Annotated in this window: 23 protein-coding genes; 12 read left to right on the top strand and 11 right to left on the bottom strand. The window is 64.0% G+C overall.

Features of this window, described 5'->3' with window-relative positions; translation table 11 throughout:
- Positions 1-74 precede the first annotated feature (74 nt).
- From X743_RS157555 to X743_RS157590, 8 genes are all read left to right on the top strand, one after another.
- Positions 75-1,667 (top strand): ABC transporter substrate-binding protein, encoded by a 1,593-nt coding sequence (locus X743_RS157555; RefSeq protein ID WP_023765369.1) that lies wholly within the window; start codon positions 75-77, stop codon positions 1,665-1,667.
- The gene (locus X743_RS157560; protein ID WP_156934415.1) at positions 1,648-2,553 is read left to right on the top strand and encodes a hypothetical protein; all 906 of its coding nucleotides are present in this window, start codon (positions 1,648-1,650) and stop codon (positions 2,551-2,553) included. The genes X743_RS157555 and X743_RS157560 overlap by 20 nt, the downstream gene beginning before the upstream one ends.
- A 308-nt stretch (positions 2,554-2,861) precedes the next feature.
- Positions 2,862-4,778, top strand: coding sequence for a molecular chaperone DnaK (gene dnaK / locus X743_RS157565; protein ID WP_023765367.1), 1,917 nt, complete (start codon positions 2,862-2,864; stop codon positions 4,776-4,778).
- Positions 4,779-5,002: 224 nt separating this feature from the next.
- Complete coding sequence (gene dnaJ / locus X743_RS157570; RefSeq protein WP_023765366.1) at positions 5,003-6,133, top strand: molecular chaperone DnaJ; 1,131 nt, start codon at positions 5,003-5,005, stop codon at positions 6,131-6,133.
- Positions 6,134-6,238: 105 nt separating this feature from the next.
- Positions 6,239-6,841 (top strand): phospholipid N-methyltransferase PmtA, encoded by a 603-nt coding sequence (gene pmtA, locus X743_RS157575; RefSeq protein ID WP_013891975.1) that lies wholly within the window; start codon positions 6,239-6,241, stop codon positions 6,839-6,841.
- Between the two features lie 80 nt (positions 6,842-6,921).
- Positions 6,922-7,518 carry an NADPH-dependent FMN reductase gene (locus X743_RS157580; RefSeq protein WP_023765365.1) on the top strand — a complete coding sequence of 199 codons (597 nt, stop codon included), beginning with the start codon at positions 6,922-6,924 and terminating at the stop codon, positions 7,516-7,518.
- Positions 7,519-7,526: 8 nt separating this feature from the next.
- Positions 7,527-8,240, top strand: a complete 714-nt coding sequence (pyrF, locus tag X743_RS157585) for an orotidine-5'-phosphate decarboxylase (RefSeq protein ID WP_023765364.1) — start codon at positions 7,527-7,529, stop codon at positions 8,238-8,240.
- Between the two features lie 24 nt (positions 8,241-8,264).
- Positions 8,265-8,552, top strand: coding sequence for a DUF1330 domain-containing protein (locus X743_RS157590; RefSeq protein WP_013891978.1), 288 nt, complete (start codon positions 8,265-8,267; stop codon positions 8,550-8,552).
- A 30-nt stretch (positions 8,553-8,582) separates the two neighbouring features.
- On the opposite strand, the gene X743_RS157595 is transcribed toward X743_RS157590, so the two are convergent.
- Positions 8,583-9,329 (bottom strand): GntR family transcriptional regulator, encoded by a 747-nt coding sequence (locus X743_RS157595; RefSeq protein ID WP_023765363.1) that lies wholly within the window; start codon positions 9,327-9,329, stop codon positions 8,583-8,585.
- A gap of 82 nt (positions 9,330-9,411) precedes the next feature.
- Between X743_RS157595 and X743_RS157600 the strand changes: the two genes are divergently transcribed.
- Positions 9,412-9,963 carry an autotransporter gene (locus X743_RS157600; RefSeq protein ID WP_023765362.1) on the top strand — a complete coding sequence of 184 codons (552 nt, stop codon included), beginning with the start codon at positions 9,412-9,414 and terminating at the stop codon, positions 9,961-9,963.
- 377 nt (positions 9,964-10,340) lie between these two features.
- Here the strand turns inward: X743_RS157600 and X743_RS157605 are convergent, their stop codons facing one another.
- The 9 genes from X743_RS157605 to X743_RS157645 all read right to left on the bottom strand — a co-directional run bounded on the left by X743_RS157605 (position 10,341) and on the right by X743_RS157645 (position 20,023).
- Positions 10,341-11,399, bottom strand: coding sequence for a hypothetical protein (locus X743_RS157605; RefSeq protein ID WP_023765361.1), 1,059 nt, complete (start codon positions 11,397-11,399; stop codon positions 10,341-10,343).
- A 129-nt stretch (positions 11,400-11,528) separates the two neighbouring features.
- A complete protein-coding gene (locus X743_RS157610; RefSeq protein ID WP_023765360.1) occupies positions 11,529-12,410 on the bottom strand; it encodes an SMP-30/gluconolactonase/LRE family protein in 882 nt (293 codons plus the stop codon).
- A complete protein-coding gene (locus X743_RS157615; RefSeq protein WP_023765359.1) occupies positions 12,410-13,048 on the bottom strand; it encodes a 2-dehydro-3-deoxy-6-phosphogalactonate aldolase in 639 nt (212 codons plus the stop codon). The genes X743_RS157610 and X743_RS157615 overlap by 1 nt, the downstream gene beginning before the upstream one ends.
- On the bottom strand, positions 13,045-14,004 hold the full coding sequence (locus X743_RS157620) for a 2-dehydro-3-deoxygalactonokinase (RefSeq protein ID WP_023765358.1): 960 nt from the start codon (positions 14,002-14,004) through the stop codon (positions 13,045-13,047). Before X743_RS157620 ends, X743_RS157615 begins: the two co-directional genes overlap by 4 nt.
- Positions 14,001-14,768 carry an SDR family oxidoreductase gene (locus tag X743_RS157625; RefSeq protein ID WP_023765357.1) on the bottom strand — a complete coding sequence of 256 codons (768 nt, stop codon included), beginning with the start codon at positions 14,766-14,768 and terminating at the stop codon, positions 14,001-14,003. Before X743_RS157625 ends, X743_RS157620 begins: the two co-directional genes overlap by 4 nt.
- Before the next feature lie 154 nt (positions 14,769-14,922).
- A complete protein-coding gene (locus X743_RS157630) occupies positions 14,923-16,272 on the bottom strand; it encodes an EAL domain-containing protein (RefSeq protein WP_023765356.1) in 1,350 nt (449 codons plus the stop codon).
- Positions 16,273-16,438: 166 nt separating this feature from the next.
- Entirely contained in the window at positions 16,439-18,256 is a 1,818-nt protein-coding gene (locus X743_RS157635; protein ID WP_023765355.1) for a hypothetical protein, read from the bottom strand.
- Positions 18,257-18,392: 136 nt separating this feature from the next.
- On the bottom strand, positions 18,393-18,791 hold the full coding sequence (locus X743_RS157640; protein WP_023765354.1) for a GtrA family protein: 399 nt from the start codon (positions 18,789-18,791) through the stop codon (positions 18,393-18,395).
- Positions 18,788-20,023 (bottom strand): glycosyltransferase family 2 protein, encoded by a 1,236-nt coding sequence (locus X743_RS157645; RefSeq protein ID WP_023765353.1) that lies wholly within the window; start codon positions 20,021-20,023, stop codon positions 18,788-18,790. The genes X743_RS157640 and X743_RS157645 overlap by 4 nt, the downstream gene beginning before the upstream one ends.
- Positions 20,024-20,246: 223 nt before the next feature.
- Between X743_RS157645 and gshB the strand changes: the two genes are divergently transcribed.
- From gshB to X743_RS157655, 3 genes are all read left to right on the top strand, one after another.
- Entirely contained in the window at positions 20,247-21,200 is a 954-nt protein-coding gene (gene gshB, locus X743_RS157650; RefSeq protein ID WP_023765352.1) for a glutathione synthase, read from the top strand.
- A 63-nt stretch (positions 21,201-21,263) separates the two neighbouring features.
- Positions 21,264-22,328: a glycosyltransferase gene (locus X743_RS0135865; RefSeq protein ID WP_023765351.1), complete on the top strand. Its 1,065-nt coding sequence runs from the start codon at positions 21,264-21,266 to the stop codon at positions 22,326-22,328.
- Positions 22,329-22,518: 190 nt separating this feature from the next.
- Entirely contained in the window at positions 22,519-24,051 is a 1,533-nt protein-coding gene (locus tag X743_RS157655; protein WP_023765350.1) for a YifB family Mg chelatase-like AAA ATPase, read from the top strand.
- 123 nt (positions 24,052-24,174) lie between these two features.
- On the opposite strand, the gene X743_RS157660 is transcribed toward X743_RS157655, so the two are convergent.
- Complete coding sequence (locus tag X743_RS157660) at positions 24,175-26,346, bottom strand: malate synthase G (RefSeq protein ID WP_023765349.1); 2,172 nt, start codon at positions 26,344-26,346, stop codon at positions 24,175-24,177.
- Positions 26,347-26,363: the final 17 nt, after the last annotated feature.

Here is a 26,363-nt window from a genome sequence, read left to right as displayed (position 1 = left end):
GCGGGCCGGCTTACCGGCGCTGCTCTCTTCTGATAGCATCCGCCCAGCCCTTTGGGCATGCCTTGGGGGGCATCATGACAAGCAAGCGCTCTGTTCTGCTCCTGGCGACGCTTTCTCTTTTCGCGTTGCCAGTTGATGATTCGATGGCCAAGACCTTGGTCTATTGCACGGAGGCCAGTCCGGACACGTTCGACCCGGCTCTCGCTTCCGGCACCCGTGACGCCTCCGCCACGGCGCTCTACAACCGCATTGTCGAGTTCGAACCTGGCACCACCGAGGTGCGTCCCGGCCTGGCCGAGAAATGGGAGATTTCGGATGACAGCCTCATCTATACCTTCCACCTCAGGCACGGCGTGAAGTTTCATACCGTCGATGGCTTTACGCCAAGCCGCGATTTCAATGCCGACGACGTGCTGTTCACCTTCGAGCGCCAGGCAGACGCGCAGAACCCGTTCCACAACTATGCCAGCCGCCCCTATGGCTATTTCGACGGCATGGGCATGCCACGCCTCGTCGCCAGTTGGCGCAAGCTCGACAACTACACCGTCGTCATGACGCTCAAGGCGCCTCATGCGCCGATGCTTGCCAATCTGGCGATGGACTTTGCCTCTGTTGTTTCCAGGGAATATGCCGACAGGCTGCTGGCTGAAAAGCGGCCGCTCGACCTGGCGACGAAACCGGTCGGCACGGGTCCGTTCCAGCTTGTCGACTACCAGCAGGATGCGGTCATCCGCTACAAGGCCAATCCCGATTATTGGCGCGGCCGGCCGAGGATCGACGACCTCATCTTCGCCATCACCACCGATGCCAGCGTCCGGCTGGAGAAGCTGCGCGCCGGCGAGTGCGATGTCATGCCCTATCCCAATCCCGCCGATCTGGCGGCGATCAAGACGGCGCCCGGCATCAAGGTCATGCAGCAGGAAGGACTGAACACCGGATACCTCGCCTTCAACACGTTGCAGAAGCCGTTCGACGATCCAAGGGTCAGAAAGGCGATCGACATGGCCATCGACAGGAAGGCGCTTGTCGACGTCGTCTTCCGGGGCACCGGTGAGATCGCGCGCAATCCGCTGCCGCCGACCTCCTGGGCCTATGACAAGACCACGCCAGACCCTGTTTTCGATCCCGATGCCGCCAGGCAGGCATTGACCGATGCCGGCATCAAGGATCTGCACATGAAGGTCTGGGCGATGCCGGTGCAGCGCCCGTACAATCCCAATGCCCAGCGCATGGCGGAGATGATCCAGTCGGACCTGGCGCGGATCGGCGTCACCGTGGATATCGTCACCTATGAATGGGCCGAATATCTTGCCCGCTCCAAACCGGTCGACCGCGATGGCGCCATGCTGTTCGGTTTCACCGGCGACAATGGCGACCCCGACAATTTCCTCTCGGTGCCGCTCGGCTGCGCCGGTGTCGGCGCCACCAACCGCGCCAACTGGTGTTTTCCTGCCTTCGACGATCTGCTCCGGCAGGCTGCCGGGATCGTCGACCTCGATGCCCGCATGAAGCTTTACGCCCAGGCGCAGGGAATCTTCCGGGAACAGACGCCATGGGTGGTCATTGCCCATTCCGTGGTGTCGATACCGATGCGCGAACGGGTCCAGGGTTACGTCATGGACCCGTTCGACCATCACGACTTCTCGAATGTCGACATCAGCGAATAGCGGCATAGCCATGCGAGCCGGTCTCGATGTCGCCGATCTCGATGTCTATGTGGAGAGCCTGGGCAATTTTCGTTCGGGAGAGGAGTATTCCATCCAGTCGCTGCTGCCGCGCCTGGAGCAGGCAGGGATGACGGTGCGCGTGCTCGATCGTCCAGCGCGGGAGCATCTGGCGCCGGCGGCGCTGCTGCACATCGACCTGACCGATGTGCCACACCCTTACCACGACATCGCCCGACGCTACGCGCGCACCATCAACGGCGATGCCCTGTCCATCCACCGGCAGCTCTATTCATCGCTCAGGATCGGTGCCGGCGACGGCCATTCCGGCCCGGTCATCGTCAAGACCGTTCTCAACAGCAGGGGCCGGCCCGAACTGCGCTGGCGGCAGTATCGCAACGGATGGACGCGGGCGATGCATTTCGTCCGCAAAACCGCCGATCCCGGGTACAAGGAACGGCTGTGCCCCCGCTACCGCGTCTACGACACTTTGGCGCAGGTTCCGCCCGAGGCCTGGGGGGACGACCGCCTGATGGTCGAAAAATTCGCCTTCGACAGCCTCGACCTGCCGATCGTCAAGCACCGCTACATGTTCCTTCTCGGTGCCGAAGTGAACATGCGGCAGACCTATAACGACGTTCTCTGCAAGGGATCGGAGATCATCAGCAATGAGATCGGCGGCGCCGTTCCGCCCGAGGTGAGAGCGGTCAGGGAGCGGCTGCATCTCGATTTCGGCGCGATCGACTATTTCATTGTCGACGGCAAGGGCATCGTCGTCGACGCCAACAAGACGGTCGGCTCCAACCCGGAATGGCTGAAGAAGAACCGATTCCGCCAGGAATTCAACGACCGCATGGTCGAAGCGCTGATTGAATTCGTGCGCGGTTGAACCCCGCGGCAATCGGGGAGCCGGGGTTGATCGCCGGTTGGCGCGCGACCTCGGCCCGGCGGCCTTCGACAGGGGCGGCGCGCCGTGTCCGCTCCCGGCCGGCCGGGGCGATCGTTTTGCCTCCGCCTGCGACGATCGTGGAAGCCTTGCGCAGAATGCTTGCGCGCGATGCTGCCTGTTCTTATATACGCGCCAAGCCGTTCGACGCCGGAATGCCGGTTGCCGGAACGGAATTTCTTGTGAACAGGGGCTTTCGTCGGAACGCCTTACCGGGTCCTGAGAGCCTGCTTAGCGGAGAGACTAGAAAAATGGCAAAAGTAATCGGTATCGATCTCGGCACCACCAACTCCTGCATCGCCATCATGGATGGCAAGGAGCCGAAGGTTATCGAGAATGCGGAAGGCGCGCGCACCACGCCCTCCATCGTCGCCATCTCGGGCGACGGCGAACGTCTGGTCGGCCAGCCGGCCAAGCGCCAGGCGGTCACCAATCCAGAAAACACCATCTTCGCGGTCAAGCGCCTGATCGGCCGCCGCTATGACGATCCGGTGACGGAGAAGGACAAGAAGCTTGTCCCCTACAAGATCGTCAAGGGCGACAATGGCGATGCCTGGGTCGAGGCCGGCGGCAAGAAGCAGTCGCCCAGCCAGATCTCGGCCATGATCCTGCAGAAGATGAAGGAAACGGCGGAAGCCTATCTCGGCGAGAAGGTCGAGAAGGCGGTCATCACCGTTCCGGCCTATTTCAACGACGCCCAGCGCCAGGCCACCAAGGACGCCGGCAAGATCGCCGGCCTCGAAGTGCTGCGCATCATCAACGAGCCGACGGCCGCGGCACTTGCCTACGGCCTCGACAAGAAGGAAGGCAAGACCATTGCCGTCTATGACCTTGGCGGCGGCACGTTCGACATTTCGGTGCTCGAGATCGGCGACGGCGTGTTCGAGGTGAAGTCGACCAACGGCGACACCTTCCTTGGCGGCGAGGACTTCGACATGCGGCTGGTCGAATATCTGGCGGCCGAGTTCAAGAAGGAACAGGGCATCGACCTGAAGAACGACAAGCTTGCCCTGCAGCGCCTCAAGGAGGCGGCTGAAAAGGCCAAGATCGAGCTGTCGTCGACGACGCAGACCGAAATCAACCTGCCCTTCATCACCGCCGACGCGACCGGCCCGAAGCACCTGACGCTGAAGCTGACCCGCGCCAAGTTCGAAAGCCTGGTCGAGGATCTCGTCCAGCGCACCATCGAGCCCTGCAAGGCGGCGCTCAAGGATGCCGGCCTGAAGGCTGGCGAGATCGACGAAGTGGTCCTGGTCGGCGGCATGACCCGCATGCCCAAGATCCAGGAGATCGTGAAGCAGTTCTTCGGCAAGGAGCCGCACAAGGGCGTCAATCCGGATGAGGTCGTCGCCTTGGGCGCGGCCATCCAGGCCGGCGTGCTGCAGGGCGACGTCAAGGACGTGCTCTTGCTCGACGTGACGCCGCTGTCGCTCGGCATCGAGACGCTGGGTGGCGTGTTCACGCGGCTGATCGAACGCAACACGACGATCCCGACCAAGAAGAGCCAGGTGTTCTCGACCGCCGAAGATTCGCAGTCGGCCGTCACCATTCGCGTCTTCCAGGGTGAGCGTGAAATGGCCGCCGACAACAAGCCGCTCGGCCAGTTCGACCTGGTCGGCATTCCGCCGGCCCCGCGCGGCGTGCCGCAGATCGAGGTCACCTTCGACATCGACGCCAACGGCATCGTCAACGTTTCGGCCAAGGACAAGGGCACCGGCAAGGAGCACCAGATCCGCATCCAGGCCTCGGGTGGCCTTTCGGACGCCGACATCGAGAAGATGGTGAAAGACGCCGAGGCCAATGCCGATGCCGACAAGAAGCGTCGCGCCGTGGTGGAGGCCCGCAACCAGGCCGAGGCGCTGGTGCATTCTTCCGAGAAGTCGCTGAAGGAATATGGCGACAAGGTCTCGGAAGCCGAGCGCACGGCGATATCGGACGCGATCGCGGCACTGAAGGCCGCTGCCGAGGGCGACGATGCGGCCGATATCGAGGCCAAGAGTCAGGTGCTCGCCGAGGCTTCGATGAAGCTTGGCCAGGCCATGTACGAGGCTTCGCAGAAGGAAGCCGCGGAAGCCGACGCCAAGGCGGATGCCGCCAAGGACAGTGACGTGGTCGATGCCGATTTCGAAGAAATCGACGAAGACGACGACAAGAAGAAGTCGGCCTGAGCCGCCTGACGGCAAGATAATGCGGAAAGCCCGGCGCCAAGCCGGGCTTTTTTGCAACCTCGCTGAAAAAAGTGCGGGGCCCTGCTGAAAAAATGACAGAAAAACCCGGACAGGCGCACGCCGGCCCTAGCATCCGGGCAGCACCGCTCCTAAATCGAGGCAACGTGCCGGCAAACGACGCAATATATGCCTCAAGACGTTGAATATCCGGACTGCGGGAAAAAATGAAAGCTGATTTCTACGAAACCCTAGGCGTCCAGAAAGGCGCCGACGAGAAGGAGCTCAAGAGCGCTTTTCGCAAGCTCGCCATGCAGTTCCATCCCGACCGCAATCCCGGCGATCATTCCTGCGAGCACAAGTTCAAGGAAATCAACGAAGCCTACGAGACGCTGAAGGACCCGCAGAAGCGCGCGGCCTACGACCGCTTCGGCCACGCCGCCTTCGAACAGGGCGGCATGAATGGCGGGGCGCAAGGCTTTGGCGCCGGCGGTTTCGCCGATATCTTCGAAGACATTTTCGGCGACATGATGGGCGGCCGCCAGCGCCGCTCGTCGGGTGGCCGCGAGCGCGGCGCCGACCTGCGCTACAACATGGAAATCTCGCTGGAAGAAGCCTTCGCGGGAAAGACGGCGCAGATCCGCGTGCCGGCCTCGATCTCGTGTTCGGAATGCTCCGGCAGCGGCGCCAAGCCGGGCACCCAGCCCGTCACCTGCTCGATGTGCAACGGCCACGGCAAGGTGCGCGCCACGCAAGGCTTCTTCTCGATCGAACGCACTTGCCCGCAATGCCAGGGCCGCGGCCAGACGATCAAGGATCCGTGCCCGAAATGCGCCGGCCAGGGCCGCGTCACCGAAGAACGGTCGCTGTCGGTCAACATCCCGGCCGGCATCGAGGACGGCACCCGTATCCGCCTTGCCAATGAGGGCGAGGCCGGCTTGCGCGGCGGGCCGTCCGGCGACCTCTATATCTTCCTGGCGGTGAAGCCGCACGAGTTCTTCCAGCGCGACGGCGCCGATCTCTACTGCAAGGTGCCGATCTCGATGACGACCGCCGCCCTTGGCGGTTCCTTCGAAGTGACGACGCTGGACGGCACGCAGACCAAGGTGAAGGTGCCGGAAGGCACCCAGAACGGACGCCAGTTCCGCCTCAAGGGCAAGGGCATGCCGGTGCTGCGCCAGCCCAATGTCGGCGACCTCTACATCCAGACCGCGGTCGAGACGCCGCAGAACCTGTCGCGCCGCCAGCGCGAACTGCTGGAGGAGTTCGAACAGCTCTCCTCGCAAGACAATTCGCCCCAATCGAGCGGCTTTTTTGCCCGCATGAAGGATTTCTTCGAGTCTTTCGGCGAGCGTTGATAGGCGACAAAAGCTATCTTATCCACGCCATGCGTGTTGCGGCGCCTTGCCTTGCGCCGCTCAGGTGTTAAGTAGCTTGCGGGGGAAGCGCTGAGGAGAGCTTGCATGACACGTGGTCCCGGACTGCGGAAGGCGCTGGCCGAAAAGTTCGACGACGAGCTCAAATTCTTCAAGGGCTGGATCGACAAGCCGAAGACGGTCGGCTCGATCGTTCCGACCAGTTCGATCACCGCCCGCAAGATGGCCTCGATCGTCAATCCCAAGTCCGGCCTGCCGGTGCTCGAAGTCGGCCCAGGCACCGGCGTCATCACCCGCGCCATCCTCGCCCAGGGCGTGCGGCCCGAAAACCTCTACGCGGTCGAATATTCCACCGATTTCGTGCGCCATTTGCGCCAGCTCTATCCCGGGGTCAACGTCATCGAGGGTGACGCCTTCAACCTCAACGCCACGCTTGGCGAGAGGAGCGGGATGATCTTCGATTCCGTCGTTTCGGGCGTGCCGTTGCTCAACTTCCCGGTCGCCCAGCGCATCGCCTATATCGAAAGCCTGCTCGACCGCATCCCGGCGGGCCGCCCGATCGTGCAGCTGACCTACGGCCCGATGTCGCCGATCCCGGCCGGGCGCGGCGACTACACGGTCAAGCATTTCGATTTCATCTTCCGCAACATCCCGCCGACGCAGCTGTGGATTTACCGAAGGGAAGGATAGGGGAATAGGCAGTAGGGAATAGTCAGGAATTGCTCATCTCCTACTGCCTATTCCTCACTGCCTACCCCCTTTGCGAAGCAATGGCCGTGATCCCGAAAATCCTCGTCTTCGCCGGCTCGGTGCGCGGCGGCGCCTATAGCGGCAGGACCGCCGACGTGGCTCAGAAGGAACTTGCGGTGCAGGGCGCCGAAGTGACGCGCATCTCGCTCGCCGACTATCCCCTGCCGATCCTCGACGAAGATCTGGAGAAGGAAAAGGGCGTTCCCGAAAATGCCGTCAAACTCGGCCGCCTGATCATCGCGCATGACGGGCTGCTGATCGCCACGCCGGAATATAACGGCTCCATCCCGCCGCTGCTCAAGAACACGATCGACTGGGTGAGCCGCGTGCGCAGGGACAATAACCGGCCGGTCAGGCCGCTTGCCGGCAAGGTTGTCGGCCTATGCTCGTCCTCCAACGGTCATTTTGCCGGCATCCGCTGCATCAACCATCTGCGCGCCGTACTGGTGCGCTGCCAGATGGAGGTGGTGACGCCGGAATGCTCGGTGCCGGAGGGCGGCGACGCCTTCTGCGAGGACGGCCAGTTCCGTGACGAAAGACTGCACACATCGATGGAGCATCTATGCCGCACGCTGATCGAAACCTCGCGCCTGCTGTCCACCCGGATCGAGGCGTGACCGTATCCATGCCGGCTCAGACCATGCAGCCCAAGTCTATTCAGGAAAGACTGATCGTCGGCCTCGACGTGCCGACGGTGAGGGAAGCCGAACAGGCGGTGCGTGAGCTGGACGGCGTCGTCTCCTTCTACAAGATCGGCTATCAACTGGCCTTCGCCGGCGGGCTCGACTTCGCCAGGGAGCTGGCCAGCGGCGGGGCAAAAGTCTTCCTCGACATGAAGCTGCTCGACATCGACCACACGGTGGCCAAGGGTGTCGAGAACATCGTCAAGATGGGCATGACCATGCTGACCATCCACGCCTATCCCAAGGCGATGCAGGCGGCAGTGGAAGCGGCACGCGGCAGTGACCTTTGCCTGCTCGCCGTCAGCGTGCTGACCTCGATGGACGAGCAGGACGTGATCGACGCCGGCTATGAATACGACCCGCACACATTGGTGCTCAGGCGCGCCGAACAGGCGCTGCATGCCGGCATGGGCGGCGTCGTCTGCTCGGCCGAAGAGGCTGAAGCGGTGCGCCGCATCGTCGGGCCCAACATGGCGGTGGTGACGCCGGGAATACGGCCGGCGGGCAGCGAGCATGGCGATCAGAAGCGCGTCGTGACGCCGGCGCAGGCGATCCGCAATGGCTCCAGCCATCTCGTCGTCGGCAGGCCAATCGTCGCGGCAAACGACAGGCGGGCGGCGGCGGAAGCCATTCTGGAAGAGATGCGCTCGGCGTAGACACAAGAAGCAGGGAGTAGACGAATGCCCAAGGGATATTGGATCGCCCGCGTCGATGTGCGTGACGCCGAAGGCTATAAGGACTATGTCGCCGCCGCCAAACCCGCCTTCGAGCGGTTCGGGGCGAAATTCCTGGCGCGTGGCGGGGCGCATGAGCTTGCCGAAGGGCCGGGCCGCGCTCGCAACGTCATCATAGAGTTCGAATCGCTGGCGGCCGCACACGACTGCTATCACTCGCCGGAATACCAGCGCGCGGTCGCCATCCGCCAGAAGGTCGCCGACGGCGAGATCGTGCTGGTCGAAGGGGCCTGAGGGCGTCGCGAAGCAGAACCTGACGCTTTCTCAGACGAAGTCCTGCAGGTTCGCTTCCCGTAGCTTTGGCCCGCCGAGCAAGGCCCCGATCAGCTGGTGCTTGAGGGCGAGGCAGTGCGAGCGGGCAAGCTTGACGATGCCGGGAACGTCGCTCTTCTCACAAGCCTGGAGCAACTGCTTCTGCTGTTCGATGATCAGCGGCATGAAATCGCGCGACTTGAAGCCGAGATGGAGCGCCCGTTCCGACTGGTCAAGGATTTGGCTGAGCAGCAGCGCCAGTCGCAAATTGCCGGACAGTTCGGCGATCGCCAGGCGAAAGCCGCGGTCGGCGGCGAGAAACGCGACCGGGCTGCGCAGCGTCTCGGGCTTCAGCACCTTTCTCGCCGCCAGCCGGATCTCGTCCAGCCCGCGCCCGGTGATCCCCGTGGTGGCGACCCTGAACACTTCGGGTTCGACGAGGCCACGGACGTCGAAGATCTCGTTGACGTCGCGCAAGGTCAGCGTGGTGATGACGTAGCCCCGGCGCGGCTCGCTCCTGACCAGACCTTCCTGCATGAGGCGGGCGAGTGCGGAACGGATCGTCGCCTTCTTGATCCCGTAGCGGGCCTCGATCTGTTTCTCGGTCAGCGCTTCGCCGGGCGACAGGACGCAAGCGACGATGTCGCTCTTCAACTGCTCGTAGGCCTGCTCGCTGCGCAGCAAATCCGCCGTCGACGGCGCGGTTGTCCCGCTTGGCGGTGCGATCGATTTCGGTGGCTTGGCTTTGGTCGACTTCATGCGTTTCTCGCGTCGCGTCGGCATTGACTCGAATTGGCCATCTTAGCTATTGTTTCTGAGCATCTCAGACAGGAGCTGTGGAATGCCTCTATCCGCCGACTCTCCTCTCTACCCCGCCATCAGCGATATCGTCAACGCGGCGGCAGGTGCCGATCCCTTCGGTCAGGTCAAGGCCGTGCTCGGCGACTACACCAAGCGCTTCCACGCACTCGGCCGGCTCGTTCACGAAGAGGACGACGACGAGCTGTTGCTGCACGCGAGCCCCAGGCTGACGATCTACCACATCACGCTTTCGCCCGTCGTGCAGTATCCGCCGCACAACCATTTGATGGATGCACTGGTCGGCATCTATTGGGGTGGCGAGACCAACTTCATCTACCCGCTCGCCGGCGACCGGGTCGATGAGCCCGAGCGGCAGGACTTTTCAGCGCCGGCGCTGGTGCACATGTCTTCCAGCACCATTCACTCGGTCGCCAATACAGGCAGCACCCGCTCCGGAGCCCTGCACGTCTATCTGGGCGATCTGCCGGGCACCAGCCGGCAGCTGTGGAGCCTGGCCGACAAGCGGCCGGAGCCGTTCGACAACATCCGCTACATGGCCGGCGCGCGACCCATCGAGCAATCGACGGCCTAGCCCGAGTAAACCACCAGCCCCGCACAGGAGAGGCCTGTCGGCGGCAAGACTTTCATCGGTCTTTCAGCGGTGTAATCACTGACATTCGATATTGGCCGAAGCCTCTAAACTTCGTTATCCCTGGGCGAAGCAGGAGCAAAGCTCCGTCGCGGAAACCCTGGGATCCATGCCGGAACCTTAGCTAGTCGTGAAGCGCTACGGAGCAGAATTCTGCACCGCAGTGGCGCCTTGAAGTCGCGGCATGGATCCTCGGGTCTGCACTACGTCGCTTCGCTCCTTGCTCCGCCCGTGGATGACGAAGCGATGGATGTTTCTGCCAATCGCCAATGCACGAGATCTGTCAATCCAAGCGATCGTCAAACTCATGCGCCGAGATACTAACTGGCCAGCCGGCTGGCGGCGGTTTCGGCCATGGCATCGGCAAGACCCAGGCCCCATTGCGACCGGCAATAGGCGCGGAAATCGAAGCAGGGCAGGCCGGGGCAGACCTCGAATTCGATCAGGTGGAGCGTGTCGTCGGCCTCGACCCGCAGGTCGATGGAAAAGACGTCGCGCAGGCCGAGCCCGCTCATCAGCCGCCCGGCGATCGCACGGATCCCGGCGTCGGCCGCCGGCTGGACGTCGGCAACGGCAACGAGTTCCGGTTCGGCATAGAGCCCCGCCGCCTTCGCCACCGCGCCGGTTTCGCCATAGAGCGCCAGGCTGTCGGCCATGGTCTGGAAATCGGCGCCTGAATCGACAAAGGCGATGCCCAGCGCCTCGACGCCAGCTTCCGGCGTCAGCCCAAGGAAGGAGGCGCGCACGTTGCGGCCGGCGACATAGGGCTGGACCACGACATCGTCGCGATAGGCGGCGAAAACACGCCGGCTAAGCTCCAGCGCGTGGCCGAGATCGCTGCTGCGCGAATCCGGCCAGATGCCGATCTTGGCGCCGAGCCGGTTGGGCTTGACGAACCAGCCGGCGGCGGAAGCCGGCGGCTCGACCAGCCATTGGCCATTGCGCGCAAGACCGGCCTGCGGCACCGGCAGGCCCAACGCGCCAAGCACGGCGCCGGAGCGGAACTTGTCCTGGCAGAGCGCGAACAGAGCATCGTCGGCACCGATCGTCTTGAACCCGCCCAGCCTCGCCAAAGCGGGGGCGGCGCCCCCACGGAAATAGGCGATGCCGTCGGTCAGCGTCCAGACCAGCGTCGTGGCGGGATCCTCGCCGGCAAGCACATGCGCGGCATCGTCGAGCAGCACCGGCGTGAAGGACAGGCCGCGCACCCGGCAGGCCTCGTCCAGCGCATCGAATTCCTGGCCAAGGTCCGTCGACTGCGCCAGGTAGGAAGCGATTTCGGCGGCGCGCTCGCTCGCATGGCCATCGGCGACGAGGCGGTCGAAGCAGGCCTTTTCCGGCTCGTGGACAAGGATCAGCTTGGGCTTGGTGCTAGACATAGGACGGACGCTTCCCGGCGGTAGGATCGCCCACCATCGCACTTCAGTCGCAAACGGCTTTCGCGAAACCGACCCGGGCCGGACGCCTGGGTGACAGTGGAAATCAAACGCCCGATCGCCGGGCCTTGCTCAGGCGATCAGAACGCGCGGCTCGAAACGGCCGTTGACGGGAACGTCGAGCAGGAAGGTCATGCCACCCTGCAGGTCCAGCAGCCGCTGCTTCTCGCTCTTGCCCGACCAGGCGGAGGTGACCGCCAGCCGGTCGGCATTCTTGCCTACGAAGGCCGGACAGGAGGGCTGGGTCACCGGCATGGCGACCGTGCGGACAAGCTTGCCGTCGGGACCATAGGCCTCGACGACGCTGCCGCCCCAGCAGGCGTTCCACAGGATGCCGTCGCGGTCGAGCACCGAACCATCGATATAACCCTTGGCCGAGCGGTGATCGACGAAGATCTTCGGCTCGCCGGCAGGCAGGCCGGTGGCCGGGTCGCAGGCGACCCGCATCAGCAATCCGGTCGAGGTGTCCGTATAGTAGGCAAGCGCGCCATCTTGCGAAAAACAGATCGAATTGGTGACGGTGATGTCCGAGAACAGGCGGCGCAGCTCGCCCTTGAAAAACCAGTAGATGGAGCCGGCACCCTTTTCCTCGCCCTTGCCCATCGTGCCCATCCACAAGGCGCCGCAGGGATGGACGCGCGAATCGTTCGAGCGGGTGACCGGATTGTCGGCCTCGACGGGCGTGTGCAGCGTCAGCTTGCCGGTCGCGACGTCCCGAACATGAAGGCCGGTCTCGGTGGCGATCAGCTGGCGCTTGTCGTCGATGATGGCGATGGCGCTGGCCATCTGGCCAAGCTGGTGGACGATGGTCGCGCCGCCGGACAGGCGCTTTTCCAGCAATTGGCCATTGAGGATGTCGAACCAGAACAGCGTGTCGGTGGCAGGATCGTAGCTCGGGCCTTCGCCGAGCTGGCAGACGTGATCGGAAAAAACCGAAACGATCGCTTCGCTCATCATGCGTCTCCGAACACTGCGTCCCAGGCCGCGACCGCGGCGTGCGCACGCACCGCCACCTCGTCGACGCTCATGCCCGGCTTGAACAGGCTGGAGCCGAGGCCGAAGACCGTCACGCCGACAGCCTTGTAGCCGGCAAAGTCCTTTTCCGAAACGCCGCCGACGGCGCCGACCAGCGTCTGCGCCGGCAGCACCGCCCGGATCGCGGAAATGCCTGATGCCCCCAGCACGCTCGCCGGGAAGAATTTCAACGCCGAAGCTCCCAGTCGGATCGCCTGGAAGGCCTCGGTGGGCGTGAACACGCCGGGCATGGTGACCATGCCGTAATGCATAGCGCGCGCCATCACCTCGGCATCGATGTTGGGGCTGACCAGCAGCCGCCCGCCGGCCTTGTGCAGCCCGTCGACATCGGCCGGCGTCAGCACCGTGCCGGCGCCGACCAGGGCCGTTTTCGGCAGCACCTGGACAATCCTGGCGATCGACGAGAATGGCTGCGGCGAATTGAGCGGCACCTCGATCGCCTCGATGCCGGCGTCGAACAGGGCCTGGCCCATGGCGATGGCTTCAGCCGGTTTCAGGCCGCGCAGGATGGCGACCAGCCCGCGCTTGAGTTTTGGAAAGGCTGCGGTCTCGGTCATGCCAAGGCTCCGGTTCTGGCGATCATGCCGTTTTCGCGTGCGGCTTCGATGAGGCCGGCGCGCACGGCTTCGTCGGCGTCGACGCTGCGGAAGGCAAGTCCCGCAAGCCCGAGTGCAGCCGAATAGAGCGAAGCGAGCGCGCCGGAAGAGATCAGCACGACCGGTGCATCGCCGGCGCCATAGCGGCGCTTTGCCGAGGCGATCTCGCCGCCGATCAAAAGCCCGGACAGGCAGGCCGCCGCATCCTCCGACTTCAGGTCCTGCAGGAGCCTGGCGGCGCGGATGGCAAACAGTTTCGAAGTGACATCGCCGCCCTCGCCAAGCGCCCGTTCGCACCATTGCCGGAAGAACGGACTGTCCACCGCCACCGGAGCCGGATGCTCGCCCAGCGAATGCTTGAGGATCGAATGCGCGGCCAACACCGAAAACAATTCGCCCGTCGGCCATGTGCCGAAGCCGGCAACCGCGCCATCCTCGACCACGACCCATTTCGAGTGCGTACCCGGCATGCAGGCGAGATGCCGCCCCTTTGCCGGAAAACCAGCGCCGGCAAGCTGTGTTTCCTCGCCGCGCATGACATCCGGCGCGTCGGGCAGGCGCTGGGCAAGGCCGGGAACGATGCGGATGTCGCGGCGTTCGCCTTCGATGCGGGCGGCGCCGCGCAGGATCGCGCCGATCGGTGCCGGCACGGTCACGTAAGCCGCTTCGATCCAGCCCTGGCGAGAGCCGGCCATGCCGCAGATGATGACGGGCAACGCTTCAGGCGCGCCCATGGCGGCCAAGTGGCCTTCCAGCACGTTCGAAAAACCTTTTTCGCGCGCCGTGATCAGGCCGTCGTCGCCGCGGCGTTCGGCAAGCACCTTGCCATGTCCATCGACCAGCCAGACCCGCATGCGGGTCGTGCCCCAATCGACGGCGGCTACCGCCGGCGCGTTGCCGGCAAACCCTGGACTCACAGGAAACCTCCATCGACGATCAGCATTTGCGCGGTCAGCATGCGCGAGGCATCCGAGGCCAGGAACAGCACGGTGCCGACCATGTCGTCCGGCCGCATGACCTCCTTGATGCACTGTTTGGTGACATGGGCGGCAAGCGCCTCTTCGGTCACCCAGCGTTGCTGCTGCCGCTCGGTGATGACCCAGCCGGGCGCGACGGCGTTGACGCGGATGCGGTCGGGCCCGAGCTTGCCGGCCAGGCCCTTGGTGAGACCGAGGATGCCCGCCTTGGCGGCGGTGTAGGCCGGCATGTCGGGATGGTTGATCAGATAGGATGTCGAGGTGAAGTTGATGATCGAGCCGCCGCCGGCCCGCTTCATGCCCGGCGCCACGGCCTGCGCGGTGAAGAAATGCGGCCTGAGATTGATCGCCTGGTTGTTGTCCCAGAACTCGACCGTCACGTCTTCGACGGCGTGGCGTTCATCCCACGCGGCATTGTTGATGAGCACGGTGACATCGCCATGCGCGTCGGTGGCCTTCGCAGCCGAGGCCCGCAGCGCCTCGACATCGCGCAGGTCGGTCCTGAGATAGAGAGGCCGCCGTCCGAAATCCCTCTCGATGCGATCGGCAAGCGCGATGCTGGGCTCATCGGCGATGTCGATGAAGGCGACGTTGGCGCCCTGGCGCACGAAACCCTCGGTCAGTGCCGCACCGATCCCGGAGCCGCCGCCGGTGATCAGCACCGAGGCGCCCTTGAGGTCGGCAAAATCCGCCGATGGCATCATGTCTTTTCTCTCCGCGCTCAATCGGCGCGCATCCTAGCCAGAGACGTCGCGTGGGCAAGGGCGAAAAGGCGGATTCAAGGGCTTATGTCAGACAAAAAGGCGACGGAACCGCGAAGCGGCATCATCGCATGGTGGGGAATGCCGCAAGCGCCGGTCAGATCGCCTTGGCGCGCAAGGCGCCGCGAAAGGAATCGCGGAGATAGCCGAGCGTGGCATCGGCATCGACCGGCTTGCCGAACAGATAGCCCTGCCCGCCGGCACAGCCGAACTGCACCAGGCGATCGGCTTGCGCCTCCTCTTCGATGCCTTCGGCGACCACATCCATGCCAAGCCCCTCGCACATGGCGAGAATGGCGCGGATGATGTGCTCGGACGGCCGGTCGTCGAGAATGGAGGAGACGAAGGCGCGGTCGATCTTGAGCTTGTCGAAATGGAATTCGCGCAGACGCCCGAGCGAGGACTGGCCGGTGCCGAAATCGTCGAGCGAGACGCGGATGCCGACGCGGCGCAGGTCCTCGACGATCTGCGCGGCCGAGGCCGGGTCGTTCATCAGGCCGGTCTCGGTGATCTCGATCTCCAGCCGGCGCGGGTCGAAGCCGGTGCGGTCGAGGATCGCCAGTATGTGCAGGCCGGTGTTCTGGTCGACGAGCTGCGAAGGCGACAGGTTGAACGACAGGAACAGGTCCTTCGGCCAGCTGCGGGCCGCCTCGGTCGCCTTGCGCAGCACCAACTGCGACAGCGGGCCGATGATGCCGCGCTCCTCGGCGATGGGAATGAAGACGGTCGGCGGCACCGCGCCGAGGTCGCGGTCGGTCCAGCGCGCCAGTGTCTCGAAGCCGATGGTGCGGCGCGTGGTGAGGTCGACGATGGGCTGGAAATGCGGCTCCACCTCGCCGGCCGAGACGGCACGGCGCAGCGCCTGCTCGATGCGGGTGACGCGCTTGGCCGCCTCTTCCATCTCGCGGGTGTAGACGACGACCCGGCCACGGCCGGACCGCTTGGCGTGGTAGAGCGCCGTTTCGGCCTTGTTGATCAGGATCTCGGTGGTCTCGTCGCCCGAATAGAACAGCGAGCAACCGACCGAGGCCGACAGCCTGGCGGTGCGTTCGCCGACATCGTAGGGCGCCGACAGGATCTCGATCAGCATGCGGGATTTCTCGGCCGCTGCTTCCTCCGAGAACACCAGCGGATAGAGGAAGGCGAATTCGTCGGCACCGATGCGGCAGACCGTCGAGTGGTCGTCCATCGAGGCGCGCAGCCGCATCGCGACCTGGATCAGGATGTCGTCACCGGCCTTGTGGCCGAACAAATCGTTGATCGGCTTGAAGCCGTCAAGGTCGAGGATGCCTACAGTGAAGGGTGCGGGATCGTCGGCACGATCGCTGATCAGGCGATCGACCTTGTCGAAGAAGCGGCGATGGTTGCCAAGCCCGGTCAACGGATCTGTGAATGCCAGATCCGTGCTCTCCCTGTTTGCCTGACCGGTGCCAAACGGAGTTTGCATCGGTGTCCCTGTTTTCTTGACGTCGGAATTTATGTTCGAGACTGGCAGGAAACTCTTTAGGAAACGTATCCCGAAAATCGATTTTTCGCGGCTAAAATGCATTGCCTCCGCGAAGGTGTCCGTGGCGCTTGAAAAGGCCTTGCCTTCACGCCGATTTTCAACCGGCTCAATCGGTGGGACGGACGCGATAGAGCTCCAGCGGGGCGCCACGGGTCTCCGCCACCGGCTCCAGCCAATCCGGCACGCTGCCGCGCATCAGCCCGGCGAGAAAGCCGTCCGGCGCGGTGGACGCGAACAGCCGGCTCTCCGGATTGCCGCGGCAGAGCGCAACAAGGCCGACATGGTGGTTGTCGACGACGACTTTCGCGTCGCTGGCCGAGCCCAGCAAGGCGTCGAACACGAGCAGGTTTCCGGCGACGTTGCGATGGTAGGGTCCGGCGAACACACGATGACCGGTGAAGGCGAGGATCGGCGAGCCGAGATTGGAGATGGCAAGCACGGTCGTGGCAGGCATCCGGCCGAGCGCTGCGAACGAGGCCTTGCCGTGGCAGGCCGCATCGGCGCTGGCGTCCTTGGCGGCGGCATTGGTTTCGAAGGCGCTCGATGCCGCCTCGGCAGCACCCGACCAGACCGCGTTGACCGAGATCAGCCAGACCGTAGCCATCCTGAGCATGGAGCCACGGGACGGGTTGGTCTCGGCCCGCTGCCGCCATTTGGCGATCCAGGCGGAAAGCGGGATCACCGCGAAGGCGATGGAGAAGGTCGAACCGCGCACTTCCCAGGCGCTGACCAGGAACGCCACCGCCAGCAGCGCTGCGACGAGGCTATCCTGCCGCCGCCAACCGCCATGGCTGAAGCGAAGCGCCATCAGGACGATCGCCACCAGCGGCGTGGCAAAACGCGCCACAACCATGGCCGGATTATCGAAGACTAGTCTAAAGATCGACTGCGCCTCTTCGATATGGCCGAGCCACATCTGCTTGAGGCGCGGGTCGAGACTGGCATAGGGCGCAGCCAGGCATTGCGGGAACAGGACGACCAGGACTGCCGCCAGGGCAAGCGCAAGCAGGCCAAGCGATGTCAGGCGATGGGCGCGCGTGGCGTTGGCGGCCTTCCATGAGGCGATCACGGCCAGACCGGCGCCTGCAAGCGCCGCGACAGCGAACTGCACGATCGAGAATGTATCGCATTGGGCTTGGCCCCATGCCGATGCCGGAACGGTGACGACGAAGACGAGAGCCGAGACGCCGGCGACGCCAAGACCGAAATCCCTGGCGATCAGCCTATCGCCGTCACCCTTGCCAATAAACAGCAGGGCGACGACGGCGCCGAGAGTACCGGCATAGGGAGCGCTTTCCATGCCGATGGCCAAACTCAGCGTAGCGCAGATGCCGGCAATAAAGGCGGCCGGCCGGCGCGCGGGAGCTTCAAGCAGCAGAGCTAGGCTCGCTAGAGTCAGCATGAGCTGAACGTTGTGATGATCGAGCGCGCCTGGGGAGAAAATGCCGATATAAAACAATGCCGCCCCACCGACGACGATAGCGGGCAGCACCGCCTGCTCGCCGGCGAAGGCACGTGCGGCGCGGATGATGAAGAAGGCCGCGAGCCCGAACTGCAGGGCAGGCCAGACCACCTGCACGACCTGTTCGGCCATGACGGTGTTGCCCATCAGGGCCGATAGGGCACGGATACCGAGGGCCAGCGGCGCGTCGAGCAGTCGCGACCAGTGCATGACGAAGCCGCCTTCCAGCCCCATCCTATACTGGTGCAGGTCGAACCAGCCCTGGCCGGCCAGGAGGTCGCGTACCTCGACGAGCTGCAGCAGGCTGTCATTGTCGCCCGCCGGATTGGCCAATTGCGGGAATCCGGCGGAGGCATTGACCATGAACGCCGCTAGCGTCGCAAGCAACGCCGCCAGCAGATCGGCCCGCCAAGGCGTGCGGGCACGGTCCTTTGAAGGCATCGCGGTGTGAGCAGCGGTCATGGATCGACTTTCGGCCATTGGTCAGTGCCAGGCTAATGCCACTCGCTTCACAAAGCGTAAAACCGGAGCAATGCAAAGGTCTTTGCCCGTATGCATCTCGTTGCCGCAAACCGGGGGCACTTTTGGGCCGCAGGTATCAACCGCGCGCCGGAAACACCCAGAGCAATGATGCGAAATAGCTGACCGTGCTTGTCGCGACGGTCGTCAGCGCGGACATGGCGACAGGCGACAGGCCGAAATGCGTTACCGCCACATGCGACACAAGACCGGAAAAGGCGGCGCATCCTGCTTGCAGCGCAAGATAGCGCGGGAAGGCCCTGGTGTGACCGTGCTCCGCACCGAAGGTCCAGCCGCGTTGCGCCGAGTAGGCTACGACGAACGCGATCGCATAGGCGATGGCGCTGCCGGCAAAGGGCGAAAGCCCTGATGATACCAGCAGCCATGAAAGCACGAACAGCAGCAACGCCGCGCCGACGCCAACCACCAGGAAACGGAACAGGCGCGTCCGGACAAGGGCCGGCAGCACGTCGGTCATTGATCCTCGCGTGCCCGCGCTTCGTGGGGTTGGCCGGCTTTCAGCCGCTTGACCGGGATCTCCAGGACCCCGAGCAGGAATGCCGAAAAGAAGGCCTGGAACGAAATGACGATCAGGCTCAAGCCCAGCACGACGATGCGCGGGATTTCGGAATCGTTCAGCGGGCCGAAGCCAAGATGTGCCCAACGCAGCACGGCATAGCCGACGAACAGCACGCCACCGGCGAAACAGATGCCGGCATTGGCGGCAAGACGATCGGTGCTGATGGTCCTGGTCAGCCAATCGGAGCCACGGCTGCGCGGCAGGATGCCGGTGATCTCGGCATAGTATCGCGATATGGCGCCAAAGGTGATGAGCTGGATGCCGGTGATGATCATGAAGCAGGCGGCGACGAAGGTGTTGAGGTCGAGCGAAAGATTGTCGATCACCCGCAGCGGCCCGAACACCAGCAAAGCCGCAAATAACAGGCCAAGGCTGGCGAGCACCGTGCCCGGTATGAAGAACATCCAGCGCGGATTGTAGACCAGCAGGAATTTGAGATGCCGCCACCCGTCACGCCAGGTCCTGAGGTGCGGCGGCCGGCTGCGGCCGTCGGGCTTGAGCGTGGTCGGCACTTCCTCGATGCGCAGGCCGGCGAGCGCGCTGCGCACCACCATTTCGCTGGCGAATTCCATGCCCGTCGTCTGCAGGTCGAGCTTGCGGATGCTCTCGGCGTTGAAACCGCGGAGGCCGCAGTGGAAGTCACCGGTCCTGATGCGGAAAAACAGGCGGCCGACGAAGCTCAGCACCGGATTGCCGAGATAACGATGCAGCGGCGGCATGGCGCCGGTTTCGATGCCGCCCTGGAAGCGATTGCCCATCACCAGGTCGGCGCCATCGCGCAGGCGCGCCACGAAGGCATCCAGCGCGCCGAAATCGTAGCTGTCGTCGGCATCGCCCATGATGATGAAGCGACCCTTGGCGGCGCCGATGCCGCCCAGAAGAGCGGCGCCATAGCCCTTTTGCGCCACCGGTACGACACGGGCGCCGCCTTGGGCAGCGATCTCCTGCGAGCCATCGGTGCTGCCATTGTCGGCTATCAGCACCTCACCCATAATCCCGGCCTTGTCGAGGAAGGCCCTGGCCTTGCCGATGCAGACAGCCAATGTCTCGGCCTCGTTGAGGCACGGCATCAGGATGGTGAGTTCAAGCTGTTTGGTCGAGGCGGCGCGGATGGCGGTGAGCGCGTTCATGGTCGTTGTTCCATCGGGGATCCCCGTCCGGCGCCTGCCGTTGAGGTATTCGAGGCCTATTCTTGTATGGGAAGGCTTAAGAAAACGATGACGCAGGCACTTGCCTTGTCGGGATCGGGTGTGCGGGTTTGCGTCTTGCTGTTGCCGATCTTCCGGATGGGGCGATTGGCAGAAGGCGCCGGGACCCTTATATCGCTCTCGTCGACTGTGCTGGGGACTTGCCATGAAGCTGAAAATCGCCGTCCAGATGGACCACATCTCCACCGTGTCGATCGCCGGCGACACCTCGTTCGCGCTGTCGCTGGAAGCGCAGCGGCGCGGCCACCAGCTTTTCCACTACACGCCCGACCGGCTGTCGATGCGCGACGGCAAGGTGTTTGCCCGCATCGAGGCGATGCAGGTGCGCGACGAGAAGGGCAGCCATTATTCGCTGGGCGAGAAGGTGCGCACCGACCTGTCGGAGATGGACGTCATCCTGCTGCGCCAGGATCCGCCCTTCGACATGAACTACATCACCACCACGCACATCCTGGAGCGCATCCATCCCGGGACGCTGGTCGTCAACGACCCGGCCTGGGTGCGCAACAGTCCGGAAAAGATCTTCGTCACCGAGTTTCCCGACCTGATGCCGGACACGCTGATCACCAAGGATCCGCTCGAAGTCGCCGCCTTCCGCAAGGAGTTCGGCGACATCATCATCAAGCCGCTGTACGGCAATGGCGGCGCCGGCATCTTCCACATGCTGGAGGCTGACCGCAACCTCGCCTCGCTGCTCGAAATGTTCGGCCAGATGTTCCGCGAACCCTATATCGTGCAGCGCTACCTGAAGGACGTGCGCAAGGGCGACAAGCGCATCATCCTGATCGACGGCGAGCCGGTCGGCGCCATCAACCGCGTGCCGGCCGAGCACGATTCCCGCTCCAACATGCATGTCGGCGGCCGTGCCGAAAAGACCGAACTGACGGAACGCGAGCGCGAGATCTGCGCCCGCATCGGACCCTCGCTGAAGGAGCGCGGCTTCATCCTGGTCGGCATCGACGTCATCGGCGACTACATGACCGAGATCAACGTCACCTCGCCGACCGGCGTGCGCGAAGTCCAGCGCTTCGGCGGCGCCGATATCGCCAGCCTGTTCTGGGATGCAGTCGAGGGAAAGCGGCTGAAGTCGGCCGCGTAATCGCCGCATGTTGGCTCTACGGCACGGTACCGCCCTCCTACCGGATTCGAGATTGTCGGAACTATGCTGCGCCATCGCCGCAACCTCCGGAAAGGGCATCCTTCCGCGAAGGCGCAACCTGCTCTTCAGGCAAGCTTGCTGTCGGACGATCCGTTCATATCCTATTCGGGAATGTCCGGTACGCCCCTCGGATTGGCAAGTCATATGCCTCACCTTCCACGCAGCCATCGCGCCTGGTTTCTCGTCTCGCCAACCTGGTCCATCGAAAACAATTCCAGCGTCAAAACGATCCGGACCTATGCCGTTCTGCATAGGCTTAGGAACCCCCGTCACTCGCTGATCTTCCTGTGCAACACACAAGCCGAGGTGGATCTGTTGAACCAGTCCGGTGAGGCCGCTTTCCTGCACAACAAGACCTCGACCACCTCCGAATACATATTCAGGCCGCTCGACGACATCGCTGTGGAATTTGATGCAATCTACAACGCGCAACTGGCTTCGTGGAAACGCCACGACCTGTCGCTTGGCATCCAGAGTTGCGCATTTGTCTTTTATCGCGATTCAAGCGAGTCATCGACGGCGGAGTCGGAAAGAGCACGAATAAATCGGCACAGGGAGCTCGCGCCGGGCCACCTGTTTGTCAATGAGTTCGACAGCACCGGCAAGCCCGTCCGATTGGCACCGGCTCAAGTGAACATGCATCTGAATCGTGCCGCCGTGGGAATTTGTCTCTCCGAAGTGGAGGGGCCAATGTTCGCCAGCACGGAATATCTTCTCGCGGGGCTTCCTGTGGTCACGACGCCGAACCATGGTGGCCGAGACCTTTATCTGGATGACGACTATTCGCTTACGGTTCCACCCGATCCTCGATCCATCGCGGAGGCTGTCTTGGCGCTGAAGGAGCGACGAATTCCCCGGACCTATATTCGTTCGCAAACTTTGAAACGAGTTGAACGGGACCGCGGGCGGTTCATAGACCTTGTAAATGAGATTTTTCTGGAAAGCGGCTCTTTGCGCCGGGTCTCCATGCCTTGGCCTTTCCGATATCCTGTCATGGAGTGGCTTCCACCCCAGATCGCAATCGATCGATCCCTTTCAGGTACGGTCGATGCTTTCATCACCGCTTAGACGGCAAGCGGAAGCGGCCGTTTTCATTTTGTCTTAACCATGTTCCGCTTTTGCAACCGGGCACGATCCGCCCGCAACCGCAGCGTTTGCCTGTTCCCGTAATGTTCTTGATTTGACCGAAGAATTGTGATTGTCTCCGCGACGGGTCATTCTTGGTCAATCGCAGGGGTTGCGGCCCGGGGGCTTAAAAATGGTGGCGCGGGTTCGCACGGTCGCTTTCCAGGGCATCGAGGCCGTGCCGGTCGACGTGCAGGTGATGATCGCGCCTGGCAAGGTCAACATGCACATCGTCGGCCTGCCCGACAAGGCTGTGGCCGAAAGCCGCGAGCGGGTGCAGGCGGCGCTGCATGCGTCCGGCCTGTCGATGCCGTCGAAGAAGGTGACCATCAACCTGGCACCCGCCGACCTGCCGAAAGAGGGCAGCCACTACGATCTGCCGATCGCGCTCGGCCTGATGGCCGCCCTTGGCGCCATTCCCGGAGACATGCTGGCCGGCTATGTCGTGCTCGGCGAACTCTCGCTCGATGGCACGATCACCGCCGTTGCCGGTGCCTTGCCGGCGGCGATCGGCGCCAATGCCGAGGGCAAGGGGCTGATCTGCCCGTTCGCCTGCGGACCGGAAGCCGCCTGGGCGGGGCGGGAATTCGACATTCTGGCGCCGCGCAGCCTTATTGCCATCGCCAACCATTTCCGCGGCACGCAGGTGCTGTCGCGGCCGGAGGCCGGCATCCACGCCTCGGCGCTGGACCTGCCCGACCTCGCCGACATCAAGGGCCAGGAGACCGCCAAGCGGGCGCTGGAGGTGGCGGCCGCCGGTGGGCACAATCTCTTGATGATCGGCCCGCCGGGATCGGGCAAATCTATGCTGGCGCAGCGACTGCCGTCGATCCTGCCGCCGCTGGCGCCGAAGGAACTGCTCGAAGTCTCGATGATCGCCTCGGTGGCGGGCGAACTCGGCGAAGGCAAGCTGACCGACCGGCGGCCGTTCCGCGCGCCGCATCATTCGGCCTCGATGGCGGCGATGGTCGGCGGTGGCATGCGCGCACGGCCGGGCGAAGTATCGCTCGCTCATCACGGCGTGCTGTTCTTAGACGAGTTTCCGGAGTTCACGCCGCAGACGCTCGATGCGCTGCGCCAACCGCTGGAGACCGGCGACTGCATGATCGCGCGGGCCAACCACCGCGTCACCTATCCGGCGCGCATCCAGCTGGTGGCGGCGATGAACCCGTGCCGTTGCGGCATGGCCGGCGAGCCGGGCTATCGCTGCCTGCGCGGCGAACGCTGCCGCACCGACTACCAGGCGCGCATTTCGGGCCCGCTGCTCGACCGCATCGATCTCAGGATCGAAGTGCCGGCGGTCTCGGCGAGCGACCTGATCCGGCCAGACCGGGCGGAAAAAAGCGCGGCGGTCGCACTGCGCGTTGCCCGCGCCCGCACCATCCAGCGCGAACGCTTCGAACGGCTCGGCGCCACCCGCGCCACCACCAACGCGCATTGCGCGCCAGCGATGATCGAGGAGATCGCCATGCCGGATGCCGCCGGCCTGTCGCTGCTCAAGGATGCCAGCGAAAAGCTCGCCTTTTCCGCCCGCGCCTACCACCGGGTGCTGAAAGTGGCGCGCACGCTCGCCGACCTCGACGCCAGCGAAACCGTCGGCCGCATCCATTTGGCCGAGGCGATTTCCTATCGCATGAGTTCGGAGCGAATGGCGCAGGCGGCGTAGAGCAATTCCAGGAAAAGTGTGGAACGGTTTTCCCGGGAAAAGCGCATATAGCGCTTTCCCTTGGGAATTGCGTTAGAACAAGAGATAGAGCAGTTCGCCGTTTCCGTGAAACGGGATGCGTTTTCAGGCCGTCGCTTTTGCCTTCAGTTCCAGCCGCCGCTTGTGCAGCACCGGCTCGGTGTAGCCGTTGGGTTGGATCGTTCCCTTGAACACCAGGTCGCAGGCGGCCTGGAAGGCGATGGAATTGTCGAAATCCGGCGCCATCGGCCGGTAGAGCGGATCGCCGACATTCTGGCGGTCGACGATCGCCGCCATGCGCTGCAGCGAATCCCGCACCTGGATCTCCGAACACACTTTGTGGCGCAGCCAGTTGCCGATGTGCTGCGAGGAGATGCGCAGCGTGGCGCGGTCTTCCATCAGGCCGACATCGTTGATGTCAGGCACTTTGGAGCAGCCGACGCCCTGGTCGATCCAGCGCACGACATAGCCCAGAATCCCCTGCGCGTTGTTGTCGAGTTCGCGCTGGATCTCGTCCGGCGTCCAGTTCGGCCTCACGGCGACCGGCACCGAGAGGATGTCGTCGAGTTTTGCCTTCGGACGGCTCTTCAGCGCCGCCTGCACCGCGTGGACATCGACCTTGTGGTAATGCGTGGCATGCAGCGTCGCCGCCGTCGGCGACGGCACCCAGGCGGTGCTGGCGCCGGCCTTGGGATGGGCGATCTTCTCGACCAGCATCGCCGCCATCAAATCGGGCATCGCCCACATGCCCTTGCCGATCTGGGCATGGCCGGCCAGCCCGCATTCGAGCCCGGTGTCGACATTCCAGGCCTCGTAGGCGGAAATCCAGGCGGCCTGCTTCATGTCGCCCTTGCGGATCATCGGGCCGGCTTCCATCGAGGTGTGGATCTCGTCGCCGGTGCGGTCGAGGAAGCCGGTGTTGATGAACACCACGCGCTCGCGTGCGGCGCGGATCGCCTCCTTGAGGTTGACGGTGGTGCGCCGCTCCTCGTCCATGATGCCCATCTTGATGGTATTCCCGGGCATGCCGAGCAGGGCTTCGACCCGGTCGAAAATCTCGACGGCGAAGGCGACTTCCTCCGGCCCGTGCATCTTCGGCTTCACCACATACATCGAGCCCGCACGCGAATTCATCCGCCGCCCGTTCGGCCCGACATCGTGCAGCGCGATCAGCGCCGTCATCGCGGCGTCCATGATGCCTTCCGGCACTTCGTTGCCGTCGCGGTCCAGGATCGCCGGGTTGGTCATCAGGTGACCTACGTTGCGCACCAGCATCAGCGAACGGCCGGGCACGGTCAGCGTGCCGCCGGCGGGTGCGGTGTAGACACGGTCAGGATTGAGTTTGCGGACAAAGCTCTTGCCGCCCTTGGTGATCTCTTCGGCCAGATCGCCCTTCATCAGGCCGAGCCAGTTGCGATAGACCACGACCTTGTCCTGGGCATCCACCGCGGCGACCGAATCCTCGCAGTCCTGGATGGTGGTCAGCGCCGATTCCAGGATGACATCGGCAATGCCAGCCGGATCGGTGCGGCCGATCTGGTTGTCGCGGTCGATCACGATCTCGACATGCAGGCCGTTTTTCACCAGCAGCACGGCTTGCGGGTTGGCGGCGTCGCCGCGATAGCCCACGAATTGCATGGGATCGGCGAGCGTGGTGACGCCGGCGCCCTCACCCAGTTTCAGCGCGCCGTGCGCCACCGAGAGGCCGTTGACGCCGGCCCATTTTCCCGTGGTCAGCGGCACCGACTGATCGAGAAAGTCCTTGGCCCAGGCGATGACCTTGGCGCCGCGCGCCGGGTTGAACCCCTTGCCCTTCACGGCGCCATCGGTCTCGGGGATGGCGTCGGTACCGTAGAGCGCATCGTAGAGCGAACCCCAGCGCGCATTGGCGGCGTTGAGCGCATAGCGCGCATTCATCACCGGCACCACCAGCTGCGGTCCGGCGACGACAGCAATCTCTGCGTCGACATTGTCCGTCGACACGCTGAAAGCCGGCCCCTCGGGCACGAGATAGCCGATCTCCTTGAGGAAGCCCTTGTAGGCCTCCATGTCGATGGGGGCACCATTGTCCCGATACCAGCCGTCGAGCTTCTCCTGCATGGCGTCGCGTTTTGCCAGCAGCGCCCGGTTCTTCGGCGCGAGGTCGTGGACGATGGCAGAAAAACCGTTCCAGAAGGCCGCCGCTTCGATGCCGGTGCCGGGCAGCGCCTCGGCAGCCACAAAATCATGCAGCTCGCGGGCAATCCGCAATCCGGCGATTTCGACGCGATCGGTCATCAGGCTGCTCCAGATGA

This window comes from Mesorhizobium sp. LNHC232B00, assembly GCF_000502435.1.
Taxonomy (GTDB): domain Bacteria; phylum Pseudomonadota; class Alphaproteobacteria; order Rhizobiales; family Rhizobiaceae; genus Mesorhizobium; species Mesorhizobium opportunistum.
Note: the sequence above shows the minus strand (reverse complement) of the source record. Positions and strands in the feature narration are given on the sequence as shown.

What these genes read in the sequence shown, in the direction of transcription:
- X743_RS157555 (WP_023765369.1), top strand. Translation starts at nt 75, where the DNA reads ATGACAAGCAAGCGCTCTGTTCTGCTCCTGGCGACGCTTTCTCTTTTC.
- X743_RS157560 (WP_156934415.1), top strand. Translation starts at nt 1,648, where the DNA reads ATGTCGACATCAGCGAATAGCGGCATAGCCATGCGAGCCGGTCTCGAT.
- dnaK (WP_023765367.1), top strand. Translation starts at nt 2,862, where the DNA reads ATGGCAAAAGTAATCGGTATCGATCTCGGCACCACCAACTCCTGCATC.
- dnaJ (WP_023765366.1), top strand. Translation starts at nt 5,003, where the DNA reads ATGAAAGCTGATTTCTACGAAACCCTAGGCGTCCAGAAAGGCGCCGAC.
- pmtA (WP_013891975.1), top strand. Translation starts at nt 6,239, where the DNA reads ATGACACGTGGTCCCGGACTGCGGAAGGCGCTGGCCGAAAAGTTCGAC.
- X743_RS157580 (WP_023765365.1), top strand. Translation starts at nt 6,922, where the DNA reads ATGGCCGTGATCCCGAAAATCCTCGTCTTCGCCGGCTCGGTGCGCGGC.
- pyrF (WP_023765364.1), top strand. Translation starts at nt 7,527, where the DNA reads ATGCCGGCTCAGACCATGCAGCCCAAGTCTATTCAGGAAAGACTGATC.
- X743_RS157590 (WP_013891978.1), top strand. Translation starts at nt 8,265, where the DNA reads ATGCCCAAGGGATATTGGATCGCCCGCGTCGATGTGCGTGACGCCGAA.
- X743_RS157595 (WP_023765363.1), bottom strand. Translation starts at nt 9,329, where the DNA reads ATGAAGTCGACCAAAGCCAAGCCACCGAAATCGATCGCACCGCCAAGC.
- X743_RS157600 (WP_023765362.1), top strand. Translation starts at nt 9,412, where the DNA reads ATGCCTCTATCCGCCGACTCTCCTCTCTACCCCGCCATCAGCGATATC.
- X743_RS157605 (WP_023765361.1), bottom strand. Translation starts at nt 11,399, where the DNA reads ATGTCTAGCACCAAGCCCAAGCTGATCCTTGTCCACGAGCCGGAAAAG.
- X743_RS157610 (WP_023765360.1), bottom strand. Translation starts at nt 12,410, where the DNA reads ATGAGCGAAGCGATCGTTTCGGTTTTTTCCGATCACGTCTGCCAGCTC.
- X743_RS157615 (WP_023765359.1), bottom strand. Translation starts at nt 13,048, where the DNA reads ATGACCGAGACCGCAGCCTTTCCAAAACTCAAGCGCGGGCTGGTCGCC.
- X743_RS157625 (WP_023765357.1), bottom strand. Translation starts at nt 14,768, where the DNA reads ATGATGCCATCGGCGGATTTTGCCGACCTCAAGGGCGCCTCGGTGCTG.
- X743_RS157630 (WP_023765356.1), bottom strand. Translation starts at nt 16,272, where the DNA reads ATGCAAACTCCGTTTGGCACCGGTCAGGCAAACAGGGAGAGCACGGAT.
- X743_RS157635 (WP_023765355.1), bottom strand. Translation starts at nt 18,256, where the DNA reads ATGACCGCTGCTCACACCGCGATGCCTTCAAAGGACCGTGCCCGCACG.
- X743_RS157640 (WP_023765354.1), bottom strand. Translation starts at nt 18,791, where the DNA reads ATGACCGACGTGCTGCCGGCCCTTGTCCGGACGCGCCTGTTCCGTTTC.
- X743_RS157645 (WP_023765353.1), bottom strand. Translation starts at nt 20,023, where the DNA reads ATGAACGCGCTCACCGCCATCCGCGCCGCCTCGACCAAACAGCTTGAA.
- gshB (WP_023765352.1), top strand. Translation starts at nt 20,247, where the DNA reads ATGAAGCTGAAAATCGCCGTCCAGATGGACCACATCTCCACCGTGTCG.
- X743_RS0135865 (WP_023765351.1), top strand. Translation starts at nt 21,264, where the DNA reads ATGCTGCGCCATCGCCGCAACCTCCGGAAAGGGCATCCTTCCGCGAAG.
- X743_RS157655 (WP_023765350.1), top strand. Translation starts at nt 22,519, where the DNA reads ATGGTGGCGCGGGTTCGCACGGTCGCTTTCCAGGGCATCGAGGCCGTG.
- X743_RS157660 (WP_023765349.1), bottom strand. Translation starts at nt 26,346, where the DNA reads ATGACCGATCGCGTCGAAATCGCCGGATTGCGGATTGCCCGCGAGCTG.